The 24,440-nt window shown below is 41.6% G+C and carries 24 protein-coding genes; 9 read left to right on the top strand and 15 right to left on the bottom strand.

The features are described from left to right. The first annotated feature begins 92 nt into the window (after positions 1–92). The 4 genes from rdgB to ychF are packed head-to-tail and all read left to right on the top strand — an operon-like array spanning position 93 to position 3,443. Positions 93–704: an RdgB/HAM1 family non-canonical purine NTP pyrophosphatase gene (rdgB, locus tag M9899_03970; GenBank protein ID MCO5113314.1), complete on the top strand. Its 612-nt coding sequence runs from the start codon at positions 93–95 to the stop codon at positions 702–704. 59 nt (positions 705–763) lie between these two features. Continuing rightward, positions 764–1,711, top strand: coding sequence for a ribose-phosphate pyrophosphokinase (locus M9899_03965; GenBank protein ID MCO5113313.1), 948 nt, complete (start codon positions 764–766; stop codon positions 1,709–1,711). A 13-nt stretch (positions 1,712–1,724) separates the two neighbouring features. Continuing rightward, the gene (gene pth / locus M9899_03960) at positions 1,725–2,315 is read left to right on the top strand and encodes an aminoacyl-tRNA hydrolase (protein ID MCO5113312.1); all 591 of its coding nucleotides are present in this window, start codon (positions 1,725–1,727) and stop codon (positions 2,313–2,315) included. 27 nt (positions 2,316–2,342) lie between these two features. Further along, positions 2,343–3,443 (top strand): redox-regulated ATPase YchF, encoded by a 1,101-nt coding sequence (gene ychF / locus M9899_03955; GenBank protein ID MCO5113311.1) that lies wholly within the window; start codon positions 2,343–2,345, stop codon positions 3,441–3,443. Between the two features lie 138 nt (positions 3,444–3,581). Here the strand turns inward: ychF and M9899_03950 are convergent, their stop codons facing one another. Together M9899_03950 and M9899_03945 are read right to left on the bottom strand one after the other, a co-directional pair. Then, a complete protein-coding gene (locus M9899_03950) occupies positions 3,582–4,100 on the bottom strand; it encodes a hypothetical protein (GenBank protein ID MCO5113310.1) in 519 nt (172 codons plus the stop codon). A gap of 99 nt (positions 4,101–4,199) precedes the next feature. Beyond that, positions 4,200–4,637 (bottom strand): hypothetical protein, encoded by a 438-nt coding sequence (locus tag M9899_03945; protein ID MCO5113309.1) that lies wholly within the window; start codon positions 4,635–4,637, stop codon positions 4,200–4,202. Between the two features lie 410 nt (positions 4,638–5,047). Between M9899_03945 and M9899_03940 the strand changes: the two genes are divergently transcribed. Then, positions 5,048–6,835, top strand: a complete 1,788-nt coding sequence (locus M9899_03940; protein MCO5113308.1) for a hypothetical protein — start codon at positions 5,048–5,050, stop codon at positions 6,833–6,835. Between the two features lie 174 nt (positions 6,836–7,009). Here the strand turns inward: M9899_03940 and M9899_03935 are convergent, their stop codons facing one another. Both M9899_03935 and M9899_03930 read right to left on the bottom strand, forming a co-directional pair. Then, complete coding sequence (locus M9899_03935; GenBank protein MCO5113307.1) at positions 7,010–7,735, bottom strand: hypothetical protein; 726 nt, start codon at positions 7,733–7,735, stop codon at positions 7,010–7,012. 61 nt (positions 7,736–7,796) lie between these two features. Next, positions 7,797–8,591: a peptidase gene (locus tag M9899_03930; protein ID MCO5113306.1), complete on the bottom strand. Its 795-nt coding sequence runs from the start codon at positions 8,589–8,591 to the stop codon at positions 7,797–7,799. A gap of 173 nt (positions 8,592–8,764) precedes the next feature. Between M9899_03930 and M9899_03925 the strand changes: the two genes are divergently transcribed. Next, positions 8,765–9,094 carry a hypothetical protein gene (locus M9899_03925; protein MCO5113305.1) on the top strand — a complete coding sequence of 110 codons (330 nt, stop codon included), beginning with the start codon at positions 8,765–8,767 and terminating at the stop codon, positions 9,092–9,094. Positions 9,095–9,148: 54 nt separating this feature from the next. On the opposite strand, the gene M9899_03920 is transcribed toward M9899_03925, so the two are convergent. After that, on the bottom strand, positions 9,149–9,379 hold the full coding sequence (locus M9899_03920; protein MCO5113304.1) for a hypothetical protein: 231 nt from the start codon (positions 9,377–9,379) through the stop codon (positions 9,149–9,151). Between the two features lie 67 nt (positions 9,380–9,446). Next, positions 9,447–10,172, bottom strand: a complete 726-nt coding sequence (locus M9899_03915) for a matrixin family metalloprotease (GenBank protein ID MCO5113303.1) — start codon at positions 10,170–10,172, stop codon at positions 9,447–9,449. A 265-nt stretch (positions 10,173–10,437) separates the two neighbouring features. Here M9899_03915 and M9899_03910 point away from each other — a divergent pair, with 265 nt between their 5' ends. Together M9899_03910 and M9899_03905 are read left to right on the top strand one after the other, a co-directional pair. Further along, a complete protein-coding gene (locus tag M9899_03910) occupies positions 10,438–11,010 on the top strand; it encodes a DUF3617 domain-containing protein (GenBank protein ID MCO5113302.1) in 573 nt (190 codons plus the stop codon). Positions 11,011–11,482: 472 nt separating this feature from the next. Next, positions 11,483–14,467 carry a proline dehydrogenase family protein gene (locus M9899_03905; protein MCO5113301.1) on the top strand — a complete coding sequence of 995 codons (2,985 nt, stop codon included), beginning with the start codon at positions 11,483–11,485 and terminating at the stop codon, positions 14,465–14,467. 12 nt (positions 14,468–14,479) lie between these two features. Here the strand turns inward: M9899_03905 and M9899_03900 are convergent, their stop codons facing one another. The 7 genes from M9899_03900 to M9899_03870 form a co-directional block, all read right to left on the bottom strand. Next, on the bottom strand, positions 14,480–15,478 hold the full coding sequence (locus M9899_03900; GenBank protein ID MCO5113300.1) for a rhomboid family intramembrane serine protease: 999 nt from the start codon (positions 15,476–15,478) through the stop codon (positions 14,480–14,482). Further along, a complete protein-coding gene (locus M9899_03895) occupies positions 15,479–17,251 on the bottom strand; it encodes an RDD family protein (GenBank protein MCO5113299.1) in 1,773 nt (590 codons plus the stop codon). 93 nt (positions 17,252–17,344) lie between these two features. Then, positions 17,345–17,935 carry a hypothetical protein gene (locus tag M9899_03890; protein ID MCO5113298.1) on the bottom strand — a complete coding sequence of 197 codons (591 nt, stop codon included), beginning with the start codon at positions 17,933–17,935 and terminating at the stop codon, positions 17,345–17,347. Positions 17,936–17,983: 48 nt separating this feature from the next. After that, positions 17,984–19,261: a S41 family peptidase gene (locus M9899_03885; GenBank protein ID MCO5113297.1), complete on the bottom strand. Its 1,278-nt coding sequence runs from the start codon at positions 19,259–19,261 to the stop codon at positions 17,984–17,986. A 26-nt stretch (positions 19,262–19,287) separates the two neighbouring features. Continuing rightward, a complete protein-coding gene (locus M9899_03880; GenBank protein MCO5113296.1) occupies positions 19,288–19,683 on the bottom strand; it encodes a hypothetical protein in 396 nt (131 codons plus the stop codon). 134 nt (positions 19,684–19,817) lie between these two features. Beyond that, positions 19,818–20,228, bottom strand: a complete 411-nt coding sequence (locus tag M9899_03875) for a hypothetical protein (GenBank protein MCO5113295.1) — start codon at positions 20,226–20,228, stop codon at positions 19,818–19,820. Between the two features lie 351 nt (positions 20,229–20,579). Continuing rightward, on the bottom strand, positions 20,580–21,194 hold the full coding sequence (locus M9899_03870) for a hypothetical protein (protein MCO5113294.1): 615 nt from the start codon (positions 21,192–21,194) through the stop codon (positions 20,580–20,582). A 459-nt stretch (positions 21,195–21,653) separates the two neighbouring features. On the opposite strand from M9899_03870, the gene M9899_03865 reads away from it, so the two are divergent. Next, a complete protein-coding gene (locus tag M9899_03865; GenBank protein ID MCO5113293.1) occupies positions 21,654–22,820 on the top strand; it encodes an outer membrane protein transport protein in 1,167 nt (388 codons plus the stop codon). A 333-nt stretch (positions 22,821–23,153) separates the two neighbouring features. Here M9899_03865 and M9899_03860 read toward each other — a convergent pair whose 3' ends face one another. Then, positions 23,154–23,606, bottom strand: a complete 453-nt coding sequence (locus tag M9899_03860) for a hypothetical protein (GenBank protein ID MCO5113292.1) — start codon at positions 23,604–23,606, stop codon at positions 23,154–23,156. A gap of 9 nt (positions 23,607–23,615) precedes the next feature. Continuing rightward, positions 23,616–24,362: a ParA family protein gene (locus tag M9899_03855; protein MCO5113291.1), complete on the bottom strand. Its 747-nt coding sequence runs from the start codon at positions 24,360–24,362 to the stop codon at positions 23,616–23,618. Positions 24,363–24,440: the final 78 nt, after the last annotated feature.

The following is a 24,440-nucleotide window of genomic DNA, read 5'->3' as shown; positions in this document are numbered from 1 at the left end:
GATTTCGTAGGTGTGGGTTTTTTATTTTACTTGAACTGAGTCGCACCAAATTAAACCGAACATGATCTCACATTGGCAAGGAGCCTTAAAGTATGACACCCCTTAAAACCCTTTGGATCGCAAGCTTTAATCCTGGAAAACTCACAGAGTTTAGAAGACTTTTTGAACAGCAGAGTTTTGATCTGCGTTTAGCCAAAGACATCGCAGGCTATGAGTCCCCCGAAGAGACTGGGGACACCTTTGAGGCCAATGCTAAAATCAAAGCCTACTCCCTTTTTAAAATCTTAAGACAAGAGGAATGGGTGCTTGCTGAAGACTCTGGGATCATGGTGGAGGGCCTAGGTGGTCTTCCTGGTGTTCACTCTGCTCGTTACGCAGGCCCCAAAGCCTCTGACCTACTGAATAACGACAAGCTCCTTAAAATGCTCAAACTCCGAAGCCCCCTGAATCGTAAAGCCAAATACGTCTCTTACATTTATATTAAAAGTCCTGATGTGGAATTCAGCGTATTTGGCGAACTTGAAGGACAGATTGCGCATTCGGCTAAGGGTAAAGAGGGTTTTGGTTATGATCCTATTTTTATTCCCACAGGCTTTGACAAAACCATGGCCGAGCTAGGGATGGGAATCAAAAATCAAATCTCTCACCGTCAAAAAGCCTGCACCGCCCTGAAAACAGAACTTGAGCGCCTGCTCCAAGCATAATTGAGCTTTTTCAGGTCATTCCTAGACATTTAAAGCCCAAATGGGGTACAAGATGGGGTATGGGAAAATTAAAAATTATCGCGGGGAACGCCAATCCTGATTTTGCGGCAAAAGTAGCTAAGCACTCAGGCTTGGAATTATGTAAATCTAAAATCAATCGTTTTTCTGACGGAGAAATCCAAGTCGAAATTCATGAAAGCATCAGAGGTGCTGATGTCTTTGTGATTCAAAGCGCTTGTCCTCCCGTAAATGAAAACTATATGGAGCTGTTCATCTTACTTGATGCCTTAAAGAGAGCTTCCGCAAAAAGCATCACAGCCGTCATTCCCTACTTCGGTTATGCAAGACAAGATCGTAAGGTCAAACCCCGCGTTCCTATTTCAGCCAAGTGTGTGTCTGACTTGATCTCTGCTGCTGGAGCAAACAGAGTGGTTTCTGTGGACCTGCATAGTGCTCAGATCCAAGGTTTTTTTAATATTCCCTTTGATCATCTTTTTTCCTTTCCCACTTTAGCTAAAGCATGGCGTGAGGAGATGGGCGCAGGAGACGACTTTGTGGTCGTGAGTCCTGATGCAGGGGGTGTGGAGCGCGCTCGAATTTTTGCCAAAAAATTAGAGTGCCCCATTGCTATCATTGATAAACGCCGTACTGGCCCCAATGAAGCTAAAGCTTATAACTTAATTGGGTCTGTTGAAGGTAAGATTGCCATTGTGGCTGATGATATGGTGGACACCGCAGGAACTCTCACTGAAGGAATTAAAAGTTTAGTGGACAATGGAGCTAAAAAAGTCTTTGCTGTAGCCACTCACCCACTTCTGACTGGCCCTGCCATTGATCGTATTAACGACAGTCCTATCGAACAACTTTGGGTGACTGACACCATTCCTTTAAACGAAAATGCACAAAAGTGTAAGAAGATCAAAGTGATCTCTGTAGCTTCTGTGGTTTCTGATGCTATTCAAAGAATTTACGGCAACGATTCTGTCAGTATTCTTTTTGACGAGTAAGGTTCAAAATACGATGTCGCAAGATTTATATTTATTTATTGGCCTAGGCAATCCTGGGGATAAATACCTTCTTACTCGTCACAATATTGGTTTTATGGCCATAGACTGGCTACAAAGTCACTCTCAAGCTTCGGGTTTTAAATCTGAACACAAAGCTGAGGTGGCAAAGCTTGAGTTTGACGGTTATAAAATATTATTGTGTAAACCTCAAACTTTTATGAATCTTTCAGGTGACTCTGTACAGTCCATCATGGCTTATTATAAAATCCAAAAACAAAATATTTTGGTTCTACATGATGATCTGGATATGCCCTTTGGGTCTTTACGTTTTATGACTAACAGAAGTCCAGGTGGACATAACGGAATCAAAGACATTCACAATAAAATCGGCGCCGACTATACACGTTTAAAAATTGGCATTTCACGCAAAGATCTCAAAATGCCTGCTGATAAATTTGTACTGCACAATTTTTCATCCGAAGAAATGGACCATATCCCCCACTTATTGGATGACATCAGCAAGGCCAGTCTTGATTTTCTTAAAAACGGGCCCGTTAAAGCGGCGAATAATTTTAATCGCAAATTGGGTCTAATCGAAGAGTAAACACTAATTTAGAACAGGAGAACATTTATGGCATTACAGGTTGGAATTGTAGGACTCCCTAACGTAGGAAAGAGCACTTTATTCAATGCCATCACACAAGCAGGTGCGGAATCCGCCAACTATCCTTTTTGCACTATTGACCCTAACGTCGGTGTAGTCACCGTTCCTGACGATCGCTTGGAGCGTATTACAAAGTTTGTGGTCCCTGAAAAGACCATCCCCACCACTATTGAATTTGTGGATATCGCGGGCCTCGTTAAAGGCGCCTCTCAAGGTGAAGGTTTAGGTAACCAATTTCTGTCTCATATCAGAGAAACAGACGCCATTTTACACGTGGTGCGCTGTTTTGAAGATTCTAATATCGTTCACGTCTCTGGTAACGTCGATCCATTACGCGACATCGAAGTGATCAACACAGAACTTATCCTTGCCGATCTTGACAGTGTCGAAAAGCGCGTAAAGAAGATTGAAAAACTAGCTCAAAGTAGCAAAGATTCTAAAATCAAATTTGAATACCAAACTGTAAAAGGCATCTATGACCTTCTTAGCGCAGGTAAAAATGCCCGTGACTTTCAAATTGAATCTGACGAACAAAAAAAGATCATCAAAGAACTGCACTTGATCTCTATCAAACCCATCATCTATGTGTGCAACGTGGCTGAATCTGATGCCAAAGACGGGAATGAGTTTACAAAAAAAGTTTTTGAATACGCTCAAGGTGAAGGGCAAAAGGCACTTATCATTTCTGGGGCCATTGAAGCCGAAGTCTCTCAACTCGATCCCGAAGAGCAAAAGGTCTTTTTAGAAGACTTAGGTTTAAGTGAGCCAGGACTTAACCGTTTGATTCGCGAATCTTATTCTCTACTTAACTTAAGAACCTACTTTACGGCTGGAAAAAAAGAGGTGCGAGCCTGGACGATTCCTGCTGGTGCACTCGCTCCACAGGCGGCAGGTGTGATCCACTCTGATTTTGAACGGGGTTTTATTCGCGCAGAAACCTATCATTGCGAAGAGCTTTTCAAACTCGGCAGTGAAGCTGCGGTCAGAGATGCGGGCAAGTACCGCTCAGAAGGTAAAGAGTACGAGGTTAAAGACGGAGACATTTTGCTATTCCGCTTTAATGTTTAAACGAAGTGCCTTCCACATATTCTACTAGGCGCTATGATTCAAGCATTACTAGAACCTACTGTGGACAACTTTTAGATGAACTGACCAAACAAACTGAGATATGTATATGTTGCCTATTTCGTTTTAAGATGGAAACTTCTATAAAATGAACTTAACACTTTTCATGGCTTGCACAGAATATTTCATGTCTTCTTTATAACTCTCAGGAGTTGTAGCTTGGGCAAGGATAATCACCTCAAAACCTTTCACAAAGGCGTAGGCAAAGGTGATTCTTAAAGCGCCATCTTGATCTTGTTTAAACACAAACATCTGACCTTTGTCTTCTGCACCCTTAACTTGAGTCGAAAACACCATTTCAGCTTTGCCCTCAAAATAACTGCCGTTAATCCAATCCTTTAGGGCAATAGTATTATTGATACTTCTTGGAAGAGGTTGTTTTATAATAATCATAGAAGAGATCAGATTGTCCCCTCTTTTAGTAAAAGTGCCTTTAAAAGAAGGAGACGGTGAACTAAGAAGTTCATTATTCATATTAGGAGAATGGAACGTCCACCCAGGAGCCATCACCGCAAACCGATCATCCACAAAAGCTTGTGATGATACAGAAAATAAAACTACAGTTAGAAAAATTCCTTTGATTAAAATTTGGTTTTTCATAACTCTCTGGCTCCTCGATTTATTTTATTACAAATGTCTTTATAAAATTAAGGCTCACTTGAAACATTTCAATGAGCCTTTTGATTCTATAGTTTTAAACTACATTACTGTCGCTGTTACTGGTTCGTTAGGTTTACCTTGATCAATAATTTGGAATTTCTTACCGCCAGTATTATGAACCACAATCACTTTTTTACCTAGAATGGTATTGGCGATGGCTGTGAGTTGCTTGTTATTTCCTTTTTCTTTGCAAAGCTGAATATCGGCATTACCTTCTGGAGTTTCGGCATAGATGTTTCCGCTTCTTTCTCTAATGGTAAAAGTCTTTCCACTTGGCATTTTAAATTGAATGCTTCCATTTCTAACTTTTGTATCAAAATCACTGATCCCATTGATTGGTTTTAATTGAGGCAATTCACTCCACTTTGTCACGCATATTGGTGCGGCATGTGCTTGATTTACTCCAAAAAATAGAACAACAAAGGTTAAAGCAAGTACGCTCATTAAAAAGTTGTTCTTTAAAATTCCAGAAGTCATGGTTCCCCCCTTGGCTTCGCTCTAGGTATATTGAGCAAAAGCTTTGCCAAACTAAACTCCTTTAAAATCTATAAAATCGACAATGAAATGACCAATTTGAGAAAATCGTAAAGAACTTTGACATCAGAACCACGACGAACCAAAGATTTAAAAAATGCCATCTCTCATATATTGCTCCTCTTAGCTCTTTTCGTTTTAGGCTGACACACTTTAAAGAAACCATCGTCAATATATTCGATGTACCAGTATAAGCCGTCTAAAGTCTGGATAGGAAAATGGGCTATTTAAATGGATTTTAAAGTGTTGCTACATCATAAGGCTCTTTGCTTTTTTTTAAAGTCTTTCTCAAAGTGGTATATATTTGAGTACACTTTATTAAATCAGCCTCAGGCTTATACCGAAAAATATAAATGATGCAGTTAAATCTGAAATTCAAATATAAGGATATACGTGCCAAGGTCATATTTTCTATTTTGACCTTAGGGCTGATTCTATTTAGTTTTCAAAACTGTATTGGGCCAGGATTTTATTCTATCACTGAAGAAAGTCTTGCGGCCTGTATTGATCCCAGTTGTGATGATTACAGAACTAATAGTGCGTACTGCGAATTTAATGGAACCTTAATTCGTAATAGCCAAAGTTTTAAAGCCTTTTTAAGTTCCAATGGCAGCTGTCAATCTGAAGACAGAACCTGTGTGAACGGAACCTTAACGGGTTCATATCCCTTTGCCTTTTGTACTCCTGGAGAAACAGTACCAGGTGCTTGTATCTTTGGAAACAAAACCATTGCTAACGGCCAAAGTGTAACGGCCTATTTAAATGGATCAGGAAACTGCGATTACGAAAGACGCACCTGTAATAATGGCGTCTTATCTGGAAGTTATCCTTATGCCAGTTGTAACTCAGGAACAGGTGAGGCGAATTGTTTATTTAACGGACAAACCATCAAACACGGCAGTGTGGTGAGAGCCTTTCAAAACTCCACTGTGACTACAGGAGAAACTTGTATTGAAGAGCTACGACTATGTACAAATGGTGTCCTCTCTGGTAATTATCAACATCCTTTCTGCGCAGTGAATGTGCCAAGAACTTGTCTATTTAATAATACTGTCGTGCCTCACCAAGGTCAGATCACCACTTTTGAGTCTTCAACCGTACCTTATGGAACAACTTGCAAATCACAAACCAGAACTTGTAATAACGGAGCTTTAACTGGCACCTACTTTTTTACTTCCTGTAACGTGGGTGCACCTGCACATTGTAAACTCAACCACGTGGCTGTAGTACACGGACAACAAGTTGAAGCTTTTCAAAATTCCACCGTGCCTTATGGTGAAACTTGTAAAAAACAAACACGCACCTGTAGCAATGGAACTTTAAGCGGATCATATATGTTTCCTGATTGTAACGTGGGCAACCCTAAATCTTGTATTTTAGATGGTCGACTGTTTTCTCATGGTTCTAATATGGAGGCCTTCTCGGCTGAAAAAGAAGATGGCACGTGTGACAGACAGGTTAGAAAATGTACCAATGGAAAATTTAATGGCGACAACAGATATAAATATGTAGTGTGTGGAAACAGCGGCGGCAACGACCCTGGCGACGGTTCTGGCGGCACAGGAGGTAGCACCCCCTCTACTGGTGGCGATGGCGGTGGTGGTAGTAACGGTAGCTACCAATGCGCCAATAACGAAATCTTTGTGGGCAATAAATGTATTGCAGCCCATTCTACTTGCACTGCTACCGACAAAGCTTTATGGAAAAATTTAGCTAAATCTGGGGACGAACGAGCCAGTGTGGCTTGGATGTACTGTGAATTTATTGGTGTTTATCGAAGTCGTCAGCACTTTGATCAACAAGTGTCCTTAAGACGTTATTCGCCTTCACAATATTGCCCGATGACTTTAACTAACTTTTTATTATGGGAAAAGTGCAAAACCAAACAAGGTGATGACGGGCTTCCCGTCTGTCATGATAGCGCTACGGCCCTTGTGAACAGTGCCTACCAAATGGCCCTAGGGCGTTTGCCTGTTAGCACTTGTCCTAACAATCAAGAATGGTGTTACACTGAGTTTCAACGAGAGTTAAGCTCATGGAATAGAAGAGGGGCTACAGACACAAGCATACGAGCTCAGCTGTACATGATGGATATGTGTAACAAAGCAGAATTTAAAAATAGACACAAAGACTATTTATAATTCAAAAAAAACAGTTGATCAGCAAAACAACTAGGCCATGAACTGTCATGGCCTTCACTTTTTTCGATTTCAAATTAAAGTTAACGGTAGGATGCCTCACACCCTAAGTTTTAGCTGGATGCACAAGCAAGGATGCGGTTCATGCGTTAGTTAAAATAGGCAGAACACTTCGCCCTACAACTTTGGGCAGTTTTTGTTGTAACCGATTTTGTAAGAGCAGGATTTGGTTTTGACGATGATCTGCTTTTTTAGCTCGGCGATTTCAAACATTTCATCGCTTTCGCTTTCTCCCCATAAGACATCGAAAGAATGGGGGGAATAATGCAATCGCCCCTTGATGTTACTCTTAATAGTACTTCTTAAAGGAAAATCTTCAGGCAAGATCACACGCGCTGTAAAATCAATCACCGCGCACAGAGTGCCTTGGCAATCAGCCCAAGAGGTCAACTTGGAGTTGATCTCAATTTCAAAAGGCCAACCCGTGTCCCTAGAAATCCAACGTCCACGATAACTCCACTTGTCCCCTTCATTCACTGGGTTTTCTGGTAAAGAGACACGGGGCAAGTAAAAGACCGAACCAATAGGATAGTCCTTAACCACAACGGGCTTACCGTAACTGTCGATCACCTCAAGCAGAGTCTCATTGGGTTCAGGGTAACCCATATCATTTAAACTCATATTGCCTTTTTTATGAGAGGTGTTGACGCGAAATTGCATCTCGCCGTTTTCTCCAAGATGCAGAGTGTGTCTTTGAATGCGAAACTCCGCGAAGTCCACATAGGAGCGGGTCTTTTTACCTAGGTCCATCACCACCACATCTGATTTTGTTGTATAAAAATACTCAGAGTTGGAATTTTGCAAACTGCTGGCTTGTAAAAGCAGAGGGCCTTCAATGTCCATGCTCTTTACTGAGGACTGACAGGATAAAATAACAACGCTCAAAAGAATAAGGCCTAAGTTTTTAATGACTGCTCTCCTGGATCACTTCATCAGCTTGTAAGTTCTCGCCCGTTCTATATCTTTCCATTAAAGTTTCATCTTTAGTGGGAAAAGAGAACAGTAAAATATTACTATCAGAAATCACATCTTCAAGGGTCACCACAATATAATACAGATTTTCCCCTTCAGAAAAACTCTTAATAAAAGTCACAAGGTTTTGTCCAAAACTATCTGAGTGTCTCCAAATCTCATCAGCATACTCTATGCTTTCTTCTCGAAGATGAGCATAGGCCTTGAACTGATCCACAGGAATGTCGTTCTCGCCCCTTAACACCAGCATGGCCTTGTAATGGCCCTTCGCCAACTCATCGCCTTCAGTCAAAGAGTCCCCTTCGATAGCTCCAGGATAGACATCCTTAGTTTGGCTATCAAACAGCAACACTGATCTTTGTCTTAATTCATTTAAGAGTTCATTAGATGTTGTGGGGAAGTGCAAAAAGATAAAACTAGGATCATCTTCGACCAAATAACAAAAGGCCACATAGTAGATGGATTTCTTTTCATCTATTTTTTTAATAAAAATTGCGACCTCTTGATCTGTAATGTCGCCATTGATCAGAGCTTCGTCTGGATTTAAAAGACATCCCGAAAGATGCTTTTCGTACTTTTCAAAGTCTTTTTGCGCGATGTCTTTTTTAAATTGTTTACGCCACTCGAAATAAAAACCTTCGATGTCTTCAATCTGGGGGCGAAAGTAGGTGAACAGCTCTTCCTCACTTGCAAAAGAAAGATCTTTTATGGGATCTATCACTATCATTTCTTCATCCTTTTGCACTTTGCTTTTTTTTCTCAACGATCTTCCACCTTAGGCTAGTTTCTTAACCTTATTATCACATTTGACTTGATTAAGATTTAAGAATCAAATGAAATTTGAGTTGGGGTTATCTTTAACGATAATAAATTTATTGACTTGAGCCAGAGGAGACACGGATGTCCATCACGCTCGATTGTTTTGATGAGCAAAACATGCAGGAGATTGAATACCTGCTTGCGCAATCAACAAAGGGACTACATTTATTATTTCACAAGTCGCACATCAAACGCGCTCTGCAAGAGCCCGTGAACGGCAATCAAGACTTTGACAAAGAAGATCGCAATAAAGTGCAAGACATCTTTGGCAACTTTATTGAGAAGAACAGCTTTGCCGAAAAAGAAGAATACCTTTCACAACTCAACGAAGAAGATCGCGAACTGCTGATCAAAGCCTACTTTCATATCGTTGAAAACACCATCAAGCGCACCACAAAACTGGTTCACTGATTTTTAAGATTTTTATTTAGATTTGCAAAAATAGTTAGCAAACTAGAGGCGATCTTACTTGCTTCTTAATGAAGAACTGACTTCTCTTACCATGAAGTTTAGCTTAGATTCCATAAGGGACAGCTCTTGAAGATTTTGCGCCAAAGCACTTAAAATGTTTTGTCCCTTGCTCAATGACTCATGGTCTAATTGAGTGTACGTACCTTCTGTAGGAAGGGCGTTAGGGCCGCTAAACAGCTGGCGTTGGATTTCTTCTCTAATTACTGACTTAGTGTTCAAACTCATCTTTTCTGTCCTCTTGACACAATATAATTGCATAGATTTTCAACTATCCAACTTAAAAAACCTGAAATTATGGATTTGACGCGCCGCTTACTATACCGCTATCGCCTGTTTTTATAGCGTCCACATAAAAGCTCAAAACCATATCTTCGCCATATTCACACTGATAAGAAGCTATGTCCGTCTCGTGGAAGACCAGTCCATTATTGGCCTTACGACGCTCCTGACCTCTTCTTAATTGATAGAACATCACACTCTCTTGAACCGAATTATGAGCGAATCCTAGGGCATGGCCAAATTCATGAACCATCAATCCTACGAAATCCACCGCTCCCAGTTGTCTTTCTTGATTATGATAAAAAAAGCTGAAATTTTTGGCATTTACTTTAATGTCCGCATCCACCAATTGATCCTGAAGCCAGCGTACAGTGGTTCTGGCCTGCTCTAAAAAGCGATCGTCTTCCCACTCGTGCATCCAATAGATCACAGGGATTTGGTCTCTGGTAGAAGGAGCCCCTTTGTGCCCCACGCTGACCACCTCAATAACTGGTTTTACAGACATTCTATTCCACAAGTCTGCGGCCTCATAAATGGAAGCCATAGCCTCTGGAGGCACACTCTCGTGCAAACGGAACTTAATAGGAAGGGTGTGTTTCCATGACACCCTCTGTTTTGAAGAGTTGGTGACAAAGTTACAGGACGCAGACCCTAAAGATTCTGTTTCCATACTGCATGCTAGTAGCAATGCTGCCAAGGTGAGAGTCATAAATAAGTATTTAAACTTTTGCTGTGCCATATTGCCCTTACAGAGCAACCGATGTGCCAGCAGACGGCACTTCAAGAGACGTTAGTAACATACTGAAATATATAGACTTTTAAGGATTCCCAAAAACCTCACTTAAGCCCTTAAGCCTCTATGTTTTAGTCATCGCCGACAAAAAAGGGCTAAAACCAAGATTGACCTATTCAAGAAGGCTTCTTTGTACTTCTAAGGCCTTCTCATCTGCATCCCATGTTAATGGGTCAAGAAATTCTCTGGAATGTCGAAAAGATTTTATCCAATGAAGTATCTAAGCCTATTTCTTCTTTTTTTCCTTCCCACAACAACGTGGTCTAAAAAACTAGAACCCTTGGGGCTTGAACCTGGGCTTTACAGCTCAGTCTCTAAAGTCTACCTCAATGGGAAGCTCAATGACCCCTTCTTGGCCGCCAAAAAGCAGGCCCTTGCTATGCCCAATGGCAAACAAAAGACTGAAGCCGCCCAAAATATTCGTCAGTACCAAAATACACAGATTTGCATCACCAAAGATATGCTCCAGCCACAAAATTTTTATCAAAAACAGCAGGACAGCAAATACTGCAAATACACCCTGACCAGAGCCACTGCTCAGCAGATCACCGCTCACTTTGACTGCGGAGAGGTACGGGGCAAAGGGATTGTCACAACCAAGATGCTCACTCCTACTACTTATGAGTCCGCGTTTATTGGGGGCAAGGGACCTAAAGGCGAAAAGCTTAAGGTGGTTTCTACGGCTAAAAAAATCGGGGATAAATGTTCTCCCCAGATCAACACCTATTCAGGGCAAGTTTTTACACCTAATACCCCTAGTAAGCCTAAAGTTAAAAAGAAATAATTAAAAAACCGTGTTTTCACACACGCACACAAAACTTAGAGACCTAAGCTCAGACATTAGAAGCTCGAAGCCCAGACCAGAAACCTGAACTCAGGCCTCAGACTCTGAGCTCTGGAGCACGCGGCTGAGCGCGCGACAAGGGATGGGGCTGCTTCTCTGAGCACCCATCTTGCTGGCAGGAAATGTTGGTGTGACTGTGGGCTCTGTTCTGGAGCCGCGACTGCGGCAAAAGCCCGAAAGGATACTCCCTATATTTCAAGACTTAGGCCATGTTTTTTGGAGCCCTTTTGGCCCCAAAACCCTTGCAAAACCCCACTTTTGCTTATTTTTTAATCTTTTTTAGGGGTGCAAAATGACACTGGTGTCAGTTCCTCCTTGCCTATTGACTGAATGGGGTTTCGGCCTTTCAATGCAGACAATTTTATGGCGTGTTGAACTCCTCAACTTCAGCCATTTTATACAGGGGGAATCCATGTTTTTTTCGCGTAAAAACAAAACACCAAACTACTCTCAAACTGACAATCCCATTCTGCAATTAGGTTCTGAAATTTTATCGGGCAAAGCCGAATCCAAATCTCTTTTTAACAAAGACTGGTGGTATGGAAAGATCATGGACTTGTCGATGAAAAGTCCTAGCTTTAAAACTCAAATGTTTCGCTTTGTGGATGTGTTGCCTTACTTAAACGACAATGAAGATGTCGCTAAACATTTAAAAGAATACTTTTCTGAAGATGGTTCCCAAATGCCTTCCGTCTTTCAGATGGGAGCCAACTTAGGTGCCATGGCTCCAGGTTTACTCGCAAATTCCGTTCGTAAAAACGTCACTGAGATGGCGAAACTTTTTATTACAGGAGAAACCCCCGAAGAGGCTTTACCTAAACTTGAAGCTGGTCGTAAAAAAAACTTAGCCTTCACTGTGGATCTTTTGGGTGAAGCCACGCTTTCAGAAAAAGAAGCTGCGGATTACCAACGTCGTTATATGGAGCTGATCGAAGCTCTTGCAGAAAAAAGTGTAAGCTGGTCTCACAATCCACAACTGGACAGCAATCACTTAGGTGAAATTCCAAAAGTGAATGTCTCTGTCAAACTCTCTTCACTTTACAGCCAAGTGCACGTGACGGCGTGGGAAGAGACCCAAAAGATTTTAATTGAAAGAATAAAACCCATTTTTGATTTAGCGGTGAAGAAAAATATTTTTATCAACGTGGATATGGAACACTATGCGATCAAAGACCTGACACTCGAAGTGTTTAAAAAGCTTCTGATGCTTCCAGAATATAAAAGCTATCCTCACTTTGGAATCGTCCTTCAGGCTTACCTGCGTGACTCTTATCAAGACGCGCAGGCCTTAGTGGATTTTGCCAAACACAGAGGCACACCCTTTAGTGTCCGCCTAGTCAAAGGGGCCTACTGGGACTCTGAGGTGATCCACGCCAAGCAAAGCACTTGGCCCGTTCCCGTCTACACACAAAAACAAGAATCAGATGCCAACTATGAAAAGTGCTGTGACCTTTTCCTTAAAAACAACGCCTATGTTCATGTTGCTGTTGCGTCTCACAATGTGCGCTCTATTGCCTATGCCATTCAAAGAGCCCAAGAGCTTGGACTGCCAAACAATGCCTTTGAATTGCAAATGCTTTACGGCATGGCGGATAACTTTAAAGCCGCACTCATCGCAAAAGGCTACCGTCTGCGCGAGTATGCTACTGTAGGAGAGATGATTCCAGGAATGGCTTACCTTGTTCGCCGTCTGCTTGAAAATACTTCTAACGAATCTTTCTTACGTACAAGTTCTGAGCAGACTCTGCCCCTTGACGTTTTACTTAAAGATCCCAAAATGGATTTACCAGAAACATCCAGTGATCCTGGGCTTACAGGTTTTATCAATGAGCCTCTTGTTGATTTTTCTAAAACAGAACAGCGCAAAGCCTTTGTTAAAACTTTAGAAACCGTAAAATCCCAACTGCCCATGAATGACATTCCTTACTCTGTGGCAGGAAAAGAAAAAAGATCGGGACAAAAATTAGAACGCTACTCCCCCAACGAGACACAACTTAAAGTGTGTGACTTTCACTACCCTAGCCCCGAAGATGTCAGTGAAGCCATCGCTTCGGCACAAAAGACTTTTGCCACATGGAGATATGTCCCCTATCAAACACGCTCCACAGCGATTCACAAACTTGCTGACCTGATTGCCAAACATCGCCATGAAATTGCTGCGCTACAAGTATTTGAAGTAGGTAAATCTTGGGAGCAGGCCGATGGGGACCTGACTGAAGCCATCGACTTCTGTCGTTATTATGCCGAAGACATTAAACGTTTAGGAGCAGGTGAAAAAGTAGGTTCTGTTCCTGGAGAGACCAGCATCTATCACTACATTCCCAAAGGAGTCGTAGGAGTGATCGCACCATGGAACTTTCCATTTGCGATCTTAACGGGAATGGTGGCCGCAGCTCTTGTGACAGGCAATACAGTTTTAATCAAACCAGCCGAACAAAGCACAGCCACAGCCTATTGGTTGTATAAACTTTTAAAACAAATTCCAGAAATTCCTGCTGAGGCTTACCATTTCTTGCCAGGCCCTGGAGAAAATATCGGTGCACAAATCGTAAAAGACCCCGATGTAAATATGATTGCCTTTACTGGTTCTAAATCTGTAGGGCTTTCGATTTTAGAACAAGCAGGACAGGTCAAGCCTGGTCAGCAAAAGGTCAAAACTGCCGTCATTGAAATGGGTGGAAAAAACAGCATCATCATTGATAGTGATGCCGACTTGGATGAAGCCGTGGCAGGTGTGCTGTATTCCGCCTTTGGTTTTCAAGGGCAAAAGTGCTCGGCGTGCTCGCGTGTGATTGTGCTTCCGCAAAACTATGACCTGTTTGTCGAACGCCTGATTGAAGCCACTTCCAGCATAGAGATACGCAATGCCCAAGACCCTAAATGCTATGTGGGACCTGTGGTGGACGAGGACTCCTATAAGCGTCTATTAGGCGTTATAGAGCGCGCCAAGAGCACTGAGGCCACATTGGCCTACAGCGCTACTGAGTTGCCTACAAATGGCTATTACGTGCCCCCCACCATCTTTACTAACGTGGACCCCAAATCCTTCTTAGCGCAAGAGGAGTTTTTTGGTCCCGTACTGGCTGTCATCAAAGCCAAAGACTTAGACGATGCGATTAGAATTGCCAACGGCACAGAGTACGCTCTGACCTCTGGCATTTACTCTCGTTCGCCCTCAAGCATTGAAAAAGCTAAGATGACTTTAGAAGCAGGAAACATTTATATCAACCGCTCAATCACAGGAGCTATGGTGAACCGTCATCCGTTTGGAGGGTTTAAAATGTCAGGTCTTGGAAGCAAAACTGGAGGACCTGATTACTTAAAAGGATTCATGTATCCTAAGGTGACCACTGAAAACACCATGCGACGCGGATTTAGCCCTGACTTAGTCAACTAAAAGGCAAAATGATCATCGAAGTGGCGGCAGTGCAATCAAAGGGGTTCGCTGACCCACAACATCCGAAGACTCTTCAAGGTCTATGATAGGAATGCCTTTATATTTTCTGTAAGCAAGCACGGCCAACCCCGCGCTAGCTCCTGCAATAAATCCTCCCAAGTGAGCGGCGTGAGCCACGCCATCAAAAGGAGGAATTGAGGCTAAGTACCCCGCAAGGTCAGAGAACAACCACAAGAATAACACCACTCCCGTGTATAAAGTGACAAAGCCGTAATACTTCTCAAAGGGCAGCACCCAATAAAAAAACCGCAAGGGTTCTTTGAACTTACAAATAGCATAAAAAGCAATCAGGCCACACACTCCCCCACTGGCCCCGATCAAAGGGATATTGGCTTCGCCTGTCAACAAGAGGTACACAGGCACTACAAGCAGTCCTGACCCTAAAAAGATCACTACTGTCATCAGTCCACCAAAGGCTCTTTCAACCAAAGCCCCAAATAAAAACAAAAAGATCAGATTAGAAATCAGATGGTAGGCTCCCGCATGAACAAACATATAACTAAACCATCTTTGCCAATTTAAGCTGTCACTCTTAATTCCTAGTAAACTTGCAGAGTTCACAGATGCGTACTCTTGCAAAAGATAATAGGTCTCTTGCCAATGTTTATAAGACACATCATCCACACCCACTCTAGATGCGGTGAGTGGATTAAAGAAAGGGTCCCTTAAGGCGATCTGACTGATCAACTTGGTGTCTCTGTCTTGGCTACCAATACTTGCCACCATTCTTTGGTTTTTATCTAAATTTTTTTCTGAATTTAAAAAGTTTTTATAAAGTTTGGCGTTCACACTATGGAACATTTCACTTTCAGACACAGGAACCATCAACGACACGTCCGCAACTTCGTACTCTTTGACCAAAAGTTGCACGACCGCAATCAAGGCAATCAACAAACATGTCACATAGCACTTTTTAATTTTTTTATGTTTAGGAAAGGGAACTAAAATCATTTATTCCCCTTTGGTTCCACCAGTTTTAGCAGGAAACCTTGATGTATCAAGACCACGTACTTTTGTTAAATCACGCGCCTTGATGTCTCTAAGTCCCATAGACTCGTTATATTCTTTGTTCAGAGATTTAAACACCATAAAGCTATGAGTTTTATCATCATGCTCAGAGAGTTTACTTAGTAGAGCCTCTCCCCACATGCGCCACACATAGTCCCTGTAATTCATGTTCTGCCAATCTGTAAGCATCTCTTTTAAATAATCTAGGCTATTGATTTGCATAAAGCCTTTGTTCAAAGCGGCAAGCCGCACATCAGCCGAATGCGAGTTATTTTTCAGAATGCTCTTAACCACATCCAAATCCACAAGTGCATCATCCGCAAAACCTTCATAAAACTTTTTTAAAGTAATATCTGAAGTGTAGATATTATGTTTTTCACCAATACAAGAGTAATACGTGTTTTTGATATGGGAGTTTGTGCTTTTGGGGATATTAAGACTTTTACAGTTCTGGCTTTGCAGAGCCATACACCCTTGCGCCAATAAAGAAGAGCAGATGCGTTCATTAAAAGTAGAGCTTGAAGGGTTATTCCCTTTTAGCACCTTAAGCACACTGGCGTATTCTTCGGGACGGTTCAGATACCCCGCAGACTTCATCTGCATTTCAGCAAAAAAATTCTCAACTCCACTCTGCACTTCAAACTCTTCTAGGTCATTACTGAACTTGCCCATATTCCCTTTTGCAAGGTCTCTTTTTAAAGACCAGATTTGCAAATAGAAGGGGTTTTCACTCATGTGGAAGTTCTTTTCTCCCTCATAACGATTAGGCCATTTATTGATCCAAAGGACTAACTCACAAGGCTTACTGTCAGGAGACACTTGGCAAACTTTATTAAAATACTCTAAGGCCAGAGCATCATTAGTTTGAGACGCCACAAAACCTTTTGCTAAATAAGCCAGTGGATTTTTATTATTTAATCCTATTTCAAAGTTAGCCTCTTGGTCTAAACATGGAGTCCCTACGCGAAATGCAGAGAATAAGGCAAGGGCAACCTCTAATCGACTTTCGTAAACTCCAGAGTCCCACCACTTATCATAAGTGTTTGTGACCTCTTCACATAATTTCTCTGAAGAGGACAAGTCTGTTTTAAATTTATAAAAATTGCTGCTTAGAAAAAAACTCACCGCACCAATAATCAATAAAAAATTAAACATTAAAAATGATCCCAAAACCCTATGGAAGGTCATTGTAGTACGAAGCGTCTCCCCTCTAGGTTTGGTGCTGATCATGATGGTGTCTGTGATTTTGTCGTAAAAGGTTCTGCCCTTCTCGTCCGTCAAAATGGCAAACAAAGGAATGGCAAAACATAAAGCGCCAAAACTTAAAAGAGATCTTAAGATCAAAATGTAAGCGTCTGGACGCTTTAAAGTGTTGTGCTCCTTAAGCTCAATACCAAAGAAGTACTGCCCTAAAGTTCTTTTAAAGATAATGATGCTTGTGGCTTGGTAACAGATATAGAGAACAAAAGCGGTCCAAGCTAACACAAACAAGGCCGACAAAAATCCAATGTACATCTGAAATGAATAGGTGATTTTTAAAGTGATGATCAGCTTACTGCTAAACACCTTCATGATGGGTAAGAGCACCATAAGATCCACAATAGCCGCAGCCACCCGATCTAGAGCAGGCGCAAGAAATGCACCTTGAGGGGATGCCTCTTTACTTTCAGTGTTTTTAAGCTCTTTCGCCTTTGGAAAGTCATGTCCAATAACCACAATATTTTATCGGTAAAAGGGGTTTATGTGATAAGCAAAATGCGCCTTAAAATAGGCTTGGGAGCTTGATTTTACAGGGTTTTAGACCTTCTTCTAGTTCCAGTTAGAACTTAAAGAAAGCAGTTCATTGTTTTTGGAAATTTTAAGATGAACATCACCAATTTTTTTATCCGCAGAGTACATCTCATAAGTGTGTTCATTGTGGTCTTGTTTAACCAAACGAAATTCAATGTTTTCTACTCCATTAGCTTGTCGGTACTGATTCAAAAGTTTGGGTAAATGACTTAAAGGCACAGGCTCTGCTCCGTCTTTGAGGTGAAGCTCTGTGATGAATTCTTTTTTCTTAGTGATACTGTATCTTCCAATTAAAGACGCAAACACCAGTTGTTCTTCCGCAGAAGGTTTTTCCGAAAATACGATCTCATTTCTTTGGTTAGAGGAATTCAGATGCGTTAAAACCCAACCGTTTAAATTTGAGACACCTTGGCCCATCACACGATTTTCCACATCACCGATGTTGGCGACATCACGCTCTTTGCTTAATTTAGATTGATAAGACAGATTTAAGATCACCGCAAAAAGCAGTACTGAAGCCAAAGAGAGAAATAAAAGAGCTTTCTGGTTCGCCGTTTTCACAGCATTGATCTTATCACCTTTTTCAGGAAATCGAATAACCTTAGCCACAAATCCACCCCTTTACTAGACCTTTAACGGTTTTTTTGAACTGATCCTTTATAGCTGTTTGGCCTTTAAATTAGATTTTATCTCATCTAAAATATAATCTAATAGAGGATCATGCGAACCTTGATACTTCAGCAACTGCTCTGACTGAAGGCTTTCTGTAGGAGCCACACCTGTTCCCTCTAAGACATCTTGCTCGAGGTCGGTGGACCACGCGTAAGGAACCGACATCATAATGTCCTGTCCTAAGTCTTCGATGGGATACCAAATGGCAAGTAGCATGTGACCTGCTGTTGTGGTCCCATAGCTTTTCACGTTTTTAATATTTTTTTGAATCAGTTTAACTAAAAGTTCAGTCACTGAAGCTGACTTTTCATTGATCAACATAATGACTCGTTTCACAGGCTTGCACGCCTTTACAGGAAAGGTTTTTAAGTAAATGGGATTATGTTGTGTGACTCTTAAGATTTGGGCCGAGTCATCAAGGTCATCCTCTAACTCTTGCTCTGAGGTTGCAGGAGTTCTTTGGTGATAGATTTTTCCTACACGCTTAGACTCACACAAAAAGCGGGATAAGACTCGAAGAATCGAAACATAGTTCCCACCCAAATTGCCTCTTAAATCTAAGATCACTGATTTTCCTTGGGCAGGAGTCAATTTTTCTTCTAGATTTTTATAATCAAAATAATCTGATTTGAAAGTAGGAATCTTAAGATAGGTCCAATCTTTATTGACCTCTTTGACCACCATGTTTTCGTTGTAATGAATCTGTCTGATTTTAACAGGAACTACTTTTTTTTCACCCTCTCGTTGAATCAAAAAGTCCCCTTCGCTGACCAAAATATGTTGGGCATCTCGAATCTTTTCTTTGTTGATTTTAAGAATGTAATCCCCCACTTGAATATCCACCTGAGGGTTGTGCACTTCTGTCACTGTCCAGTGGCCAAAAATATGTTTAGCCAAAATCCCACTTTCTTGCCCAATGCCTTCCCACATTTTTTTATTTTCTGCATTGTTATATAAATACAAGTGGGAAATATTAAAACTAGAAAGCCATAAATTGATATCTTTTAAAAACTGTGATTGCTTTGTGTAAAATCCTTTTGTGGTGAACTCTAAGCATTCCTCTAAAACATCATCCGAAAGTTTATCAATGTAATTGTCTGTCATCAGTTGGCAAATGACCCGATTGGCTTTTTTGAACTGCTGTGTGCGATAATAAAATAATCCACCACAAATCAGGCACACCAATAAAAAAAGCAAAAAAACCAGTAACAGGTTTTTTTGCTTTACAATAACATGCTGTAAATTTTGATCGCGTTCTAGCATGGACCACCGCTACCCAGCGGAAAGGATTAAGCCACTTTTTTACGGCGTGCTAAGGACGGATCAATCTTATACTGCTTTACTTTTCTATATAAAGTAGCTCGGCCAATTCCTAAAGCACGAGCGGCTTCAGTCAGATTGCCCTTGTACTCATGGATTGCATTTTCAATTGCCACACTTTCAAGTTCATCAATAGTTTTCACTTTTTTATTTAAACTGGCTTGAGGGAATTGAATGACATTACTAGGGTTCTGATTTGATCCAGAAATCAAGCTTTGCACTGATGCCCCTTGAGAGCTCTGTTTTTCTTCCCACTGCGATACAGAATAAATTTCTAGGGTTAAACCCATAGTGTAAGCGAAGTTTCTCGCTTTCTGTACAATCTCGTGATCATCAGAAACCACTATCACCATAGAACGCGCCATTAGAAATACCCCCTTGTATTTACATGCTTATCGGCGGTTCAATCTGAGAATTTAGTAAAAAATTAAAAAAAGCCAATTTAGAGCTTAAATTGGCTTTCATCTTAATTTTAAGGTTTTTAAACTGAAATGTAGCTTTACCTACGTCCAGACTTGATCTTCTTCTGTAGTTTTGTGATCAAATGCACGGCCATCTTCTCTTGCACTTTGCACATTTTAAGTTCGTCTTTTTTATAGGATCTCTGACTGGGGGTTAAAGTTCCAGTCTCTAACTCCATTTCATAATCCAGTTTATTGGCACGAATGCTTTCTAATTCTTTGGATTGCTGTTTGAAATGCTTAGTCACACCACTGATAGGGGCCACATCAATCCACTCTTCTTTGGCTTTATACCAGTTCACCATTCTTAAAAACCGAGCTTTATTTTTGGCTAAAGTGAATTTAGGGTATTGGGACTCTTCTAGGGCCAAAATATTGTCAATTTGGTCTAGGTCAAGATCAGACGACGTTTCCTCTTCCATGATCTCCATGTTGTCCATAGTCTCCATACTATTTTCCTCCGAAGTGACAATTTATAGCCCAGGTGAGACTTTTTTTCAAGGTGCCCACTTTCATTAGCAAAAGTTACATATTTTAGCCCCAAAATCTTGGCACGATTTTTAATCGCCTTCTGCAGGGAGCTTCCTATTTATTCCATACATAGACTTAAAATGCTCAGTGACGTTTGGCATGATTTTGCGTTCGCAAAATAATGCCAAGCCGAGATCGCACTTTAAATCTATGTATGGAATAAATAGGAAGCTCCCTGCAGAAGGCTTCATGTTTGAATTTGCGCTTTAGGAGTTTGATGTCGAGAAATATATTGTGTCTATAAAGTTTTAAATATGGTGCTAACACTTTTATAATGTCTGTTCACTGGCTATGGATTCAGCAGCCAGAGAATTATCTTTGGCCTCTTCTGAGATCTTCTTTTTTACGACAATGAACTTGCCCCTGAGGACTGCGGGTGAGCTGGGGTAAGTGGAAACGAAATAATAAACACCTTCGGCATCGGGCATTTGCACTGTGATCTTATCGCTTTTTCTAGGTAAAACAGGGCCCATTGCTGCGATGTAGTAGTCTTGTGGGAGCATCCAGTTCTGATTCTCATCACTCATCTGTAAAGCCAGTTGCGATACCACAACGGGATCATCACCTTGATGAAGCAGCAGAAAATTAAGGGGGTCTTTTAAGTTGTTCACCACTTTGATTTTGATCTTCTGCCCTGGCAAAGCCAGAACTTCTTGAGGCTCAAACATCAAGGTCGTCTCTTGCGCCTTAATCGTGACTTCAGAGCCTGCAATCACCTGTCCTTTACCCTCTTTAAGCACCTCAGCAAAAGCTGAATCCTCCGCTTTAAGAGCGTCGTACTGGATTTGAGAGAGCCATAACTGAGCCCGCATCTTTGTGTCTTCCACCCACTGACAGGAGTTCAGTAGCACTGCGCATATAACTAGAAGCAAAAGATTTTTCATCCCTCCACCTTCCTTCAATTTTTTAAAAACTTCAAGTCTCTATAAGTGACGGGGCTTTACTTAGATATTTTTCTGTTTCCTCTTTCCTTTTCATGGCAGACACGCCCATCCTGGGCTCGCCAGCATTTGCCCTTCGGGCAAAGCGCGTCCCGCTTGCTGGAGGTCTGTCATGAAAAGGAAAGAGGAAACAGAAAAACATCGGAGTAAAGCCCCTCCTATTGATCCCCCTCATCTTGTCTCTCACCGCAGCAAAGTTTGGCCTTAAACAATTAGATTAACTTTGCCCTTATTTTGGGCGTTTTTCTCACGCACCGTTCAAAGACAAAGGCCTAGGTCTGTAAGGACAATAGCTCTACTAAATCGCGCAATTTAACAAAAACCTAATTTAAGGGGGAATTATGAAATTGTTTTTACTCACACTATTAACACCCATGGTGACCATGGCGAGCAGGATATCAAATGCGATATCAAAGTGCTGAAACAATGGGGACAGCTTTCGCATCTGATGTTACGGGCTCTAAAACGGCAAGTGGTTTTTACAACAACCCCTCACAACTGATGTTCTTAGAAGACGGCATCCACGGCAGCGTGGAACTTATGGGACTATTTCCTATGGGTGACTTTGAAAATACAGGTGGTGGTGCTGACACTGATGGTTTTGCTTCTGCATCTTTCATTCCCAGCCTTTATTATGGACAAAAGTTCGCAGACAAAATGGGTGTAGTTGTAAGCTTCACAGTTCCATGGGCGACAAATACTGAGTATGATCGCGGCTGGGCTGGTGAAACTCACGCACTTAAAACTTACTTGGCTACATACAACCTATCTCCTTCATTTGTGTATGAAGTGAGTGAACAATTAGCTCTTTCTGTGGGACCACAAATTCAATTTATCAAAGGTGAGCTCTCACAAGCTACAGTTCTTGCCGCTCCCCCTGCTCCTACAGCCCTCACAGGTATGGATGGAGATCACTTAGGTTTTGGCTTCACACTCTCCGCACTGTACAAAGCTAGTGATGCCTTAAGAATTGGTTTTAACTACAAAAGCCGAATCAAACACACTATTGAAGGTAAACTTTCAATGGACCCCAACCCTATTGGACTTGATGGTAACAACGTTGAGCTAGAACTTTCTACGCCAGACGTCATCACTGTAGGGGCTTCTTACTTACTACAAGAAAAGTTAGATCTACATGGATCGGTTTCTTGGAGTAGCTGGTCTGTTTTTGATCAACTTGCTGTGGAAAACACAACAACACCTGCGGCTTCTCCAGCACCAGTGGAAACTAAATGGGATGATACATTCTTTGTGGCTTTTGGAGCAGACTATTACTTCAGCGACCAATGGACTTTCCGTGGAGGACTTTCTTATGAAACAGGAGCGCCACCAGACAAATATAGAACACCTAGAAGCGTAGACTCTGATCGTGTCACTCTTGGTTTAGGTGCAAGTTATGCACTTTCGGAATCCATGACCATTAACGGTGCCTTAACACAATTATTTTACGCCAGTGCACCTACTGTAGACTTACCTGCCGCTCCACCCACTCACTTAGCTCCACTTGAAGGCGAATACAAAGGCAACATGGCCACTGCAGTAAGAGTAGGCGTAAGCGCCCGTTTCTAAATCCACAAACACAAACAAAAGACTTATAAAAATTAAGTCCAATAAAAAAAGCTAACTCCCAAGAGTTAGCTTTTTTATTTTCATTACCCATACAACTACTGGCTCACATAATCACAACCACTCTGCCGCAACACCCACAAAACCATCGCACCACCCCAATCCCAAACCCACAGCTGAGCCTTCTTTTGGGAGTCTCTAAATTCATTATATATAATCAAAATGCGAGTTCGGCTTGGCGCAACTTTGCGAACGCAAAGATGTGCCAAACGTCATGTCTGAGCATTTTGAATATATATAACGAAATTTAGAGACTTCCAAAAGAAGGCGAATCGCCTAGAGGCCCCACTTGTCAATCAAGTTCCCGATGACATCCTCAGGCTCCCCACTGGCTTCCACTTCTTCTTGCACATCTTCAATTAGAGTTTCGCAAAGATCAGCCATGACGACCTGATCCTCATCTAAGCAGGGTTCCCACACTTCAAGTAAAGTGTACATCGCAAGCCCCTTTTGAATAGGACTTTGAAAGACTACGCCTTCTTTGTTTTTAATAGCAAACTGATAAGTGATCTCTTGACGGTGTTTAAGCCAATGGGAACAGGTGTAAGTTCCTGTCTTGGCATCAATACATCTCATGCCCAGAACTCTTTGCTCTTTGCCATCCTTTAGTAAAAGACAAACCGATTCGCCTTCATAAAGAAAAACCTTACCCAGTTCAAACTGTGTACGAATGTTAGTCCCTGTAGAGATGGTAGAATCTTGAAAAAGAGGATTATCTTTTTGTGTCATTCGGTAGCCCTAATCCCAAAGTTCCTTAGCCAGATCCGCATAGGCTTGTGCCGCTTTAGAATCTGGTGAATGTTTTTTCACTGGCAAGTGCAAATGATGAGCTTCCTCTACTGCAATGTTATCTGGAATATAATCTTCAAAAACTTTAAGCCCATACAGCTCACCCACTCGATCAATCACAGAACCAATCACCTTACGATTTTTAAATCTGGTGATGATAATGCCCTTGATCTTCACGTTATGGCCTAAGCCTGCACGGATATTGCGTAAGGTGTCTAAAATCAACTCAATGCCCTTAAGAGAAAAGTACTCTGGGCAGATCGGAATGATGATCTCATCAGAGGCCATTAAGGCATTGACCGTTAAAAGTCCCAAAGTGGGTGAACAATCAATAATAATGGCGTCGTAGTTGGACTTTACTGGCATCAGACTGCGGCGCAAATACTTCTCGCGTCCAAACTGTGCGGCAAGTTTGATGTCCACACCACTGAGTAAAATCTCTCCAGGCATCACATCAATGCCAAAGCTTTCTGACCTTTGAATGATCTGCTTGGCAGAAGCTGTGTGTGTAATCGCATTAAACGAAGTGTATTCAAATTCCGTATCCCCAAAGATCGACTTTGTGGCAGAGGCTTGAGGGTCCAAGTCAATGAGCAAAACCCTCTTTCCCATATTAGACCATTCATGTGCGACGTTGACGGCAGTAGTTGTCTTCGCAACTCCACCTTTTTGATTGATAATTGATACAACAGGCAAGTTGAACTCCTATGATGATCGACAAAGATTACTTTGCTTACACATATATTCTGTCTAAGTCTGTGCTTAAGGTCAAAG

It is taken from the genome of Pseudobdellovibrionaceae bacterium, from assembly GCA_023954155.1.
In the GTDB taxonomy this organism is placed as follows: domain Bacteria; phylum Bdellovibrionota; class Bdellovibrionia; order Bdellovibrionales; family UBA1609; genus JAMLIO01.
Note: the sequence above shows the minus strand (reverse complement) of the source record. Positions and strands in the feature narration are given on the sequence as shown.

Bases quoted from the DNA above. Each gene is read 5' to 3' on its own strand.
- M9899_03915 (MCO5113303.1), bottom strand. From the start codon at position 10,172: ATGGCACAGCAAAAGTTTAAATACTTATTTATGACTCTCACCTTGGCA.
- M9899_03925 (MCO5113305.1), top strand. From the start codon at position 8,765: ATGTCCATCACGCTCGATTGTTTTGATGAGCAAAACATGCAGGAGATT.
- M9899_03935 (MCO5113307.1), bottom strand. From the start codon at position 7,735: ATGGACATTGAAGGCCCTCTGCTTTTACAAGCCAGCAGTTTGCAAAAT.
- M9899_03865 (MCO5113293.1), top strand. From the start codon at position 21,654: ATGCGATATCAAAGTGCTGAAACAATGGGGACAGCTTTCGCATCTGAT.
- pth (MCO5113312.1), top strand. From the start codon at position 1,725: ATGTCGCAAGATTTATATTTATTTATTGGCCTAGGCAATCCTGGGGAT.
- M9899_03910 (MCO5113302.1), top strand. From the start codon at position 10,438: ATGAAGTATCTAAGCCTATTTCTTCTTTTTTTCCTTCCCACAACAACG.
- M9899_03885 (MCO5113297.1), bottom strand. From the start codon at position 19,261: ATGCTAGAACGCGATCAAAATTTACAGCATGTTATTGTAAAGCAAAAA.
- M9899_03875 (MCO5113295.1), bottom strand. From the start codon at position 20,228: ATGGAGACTATGGACAACATGGAGATCATGGAAGAGGAAACGTCGTCT.
- M9899_03930 (MCO5113306.1), bottom strand. From the start codon at position 8,591: ATGATAGTGATAGATCCCATAAAAGATCTTTCTTTTGCAAGTGAGGAA.
- M9899_03965 (MCO5113313.1), top strand. From the start codon at position 764: ATGGGAAAATTAAAAATTATCGCGGGGAACGCCAATCCTGATTTTGCG.
- M9899_03945 (MCO5113309.1), bottom strand. From the start codon at position 4,637: ATGACTTCTGGAATTTTAAAGAACAACTTTTTAATGAGCGTACTTGCT.
- M9899_03870 (MCO5113294.1), bottom strand. From the start codon at position 21,194: ATGAAAAATCTTTTGCTTCTAGTTATATGCGCAGTGCTACTGAACTCC.
- rdgB (MCO5113314.1), top strand. From the start codon at position 93: ATGACACCCCTTAAAACCCTTTGGATCGCAAGCTTTAATCCTGGAAAA.
- M9899_03900 (MCO5113300.1), bottom strand. From the start codon at position 15,478: ATGATTTTAGTTCCCTTTCCTAAACATAAAAAAATTAAAAAGTGCTAT.
- M9899_03920 (MCO5113304.1), bottom strand. From the start codon at position 9,379: ATGAGTTTGAACACTAAGTCAGTAATTAGAGAAGAAATCCAACGCCAG.
- M9899_03905 (MCO5113301.1), top strand. From the start codon at position 11,483: ATGTTTTTTTCGCGTAAAAACAAAACACCAAACTACTCTCAAACTGAC.
- M9899_03860 (MCO5113292.1), bottom strand. From the start codon at position 23,606: ATGACACAAAAAGATAATCCTCTTTTTCAAGATTCTACCATCTCTACA.
- M9899_03950 (MCO5113310.1), bottom strand. From the start codon at position 4,100: ATGAAAAACCAAATTTTAATCAAAGGAATTTTTCTAACTGTAGTTTTA.
- M9899_03880 (MCO5113296.1), bottom strand. From the start codon at position 19,683: ATGGCGCGTTCTATGGTGATAGTGGTTTCTGATGATCACGAGATTGTA.
- ychF (MCO5113311.1), top strand. From the start codon at position 2,343: ATGGCATTACAGGTTGGAATTGTAGGACTCCCTAACGTAGGAAAGAGC.
- M9899_03940 (MCO5113308.1), top strand. From the start codon at position 5,048: ATGATGCAGTTAAATCTGAAATTCAAATATAAGGATATACGTGCCAAG.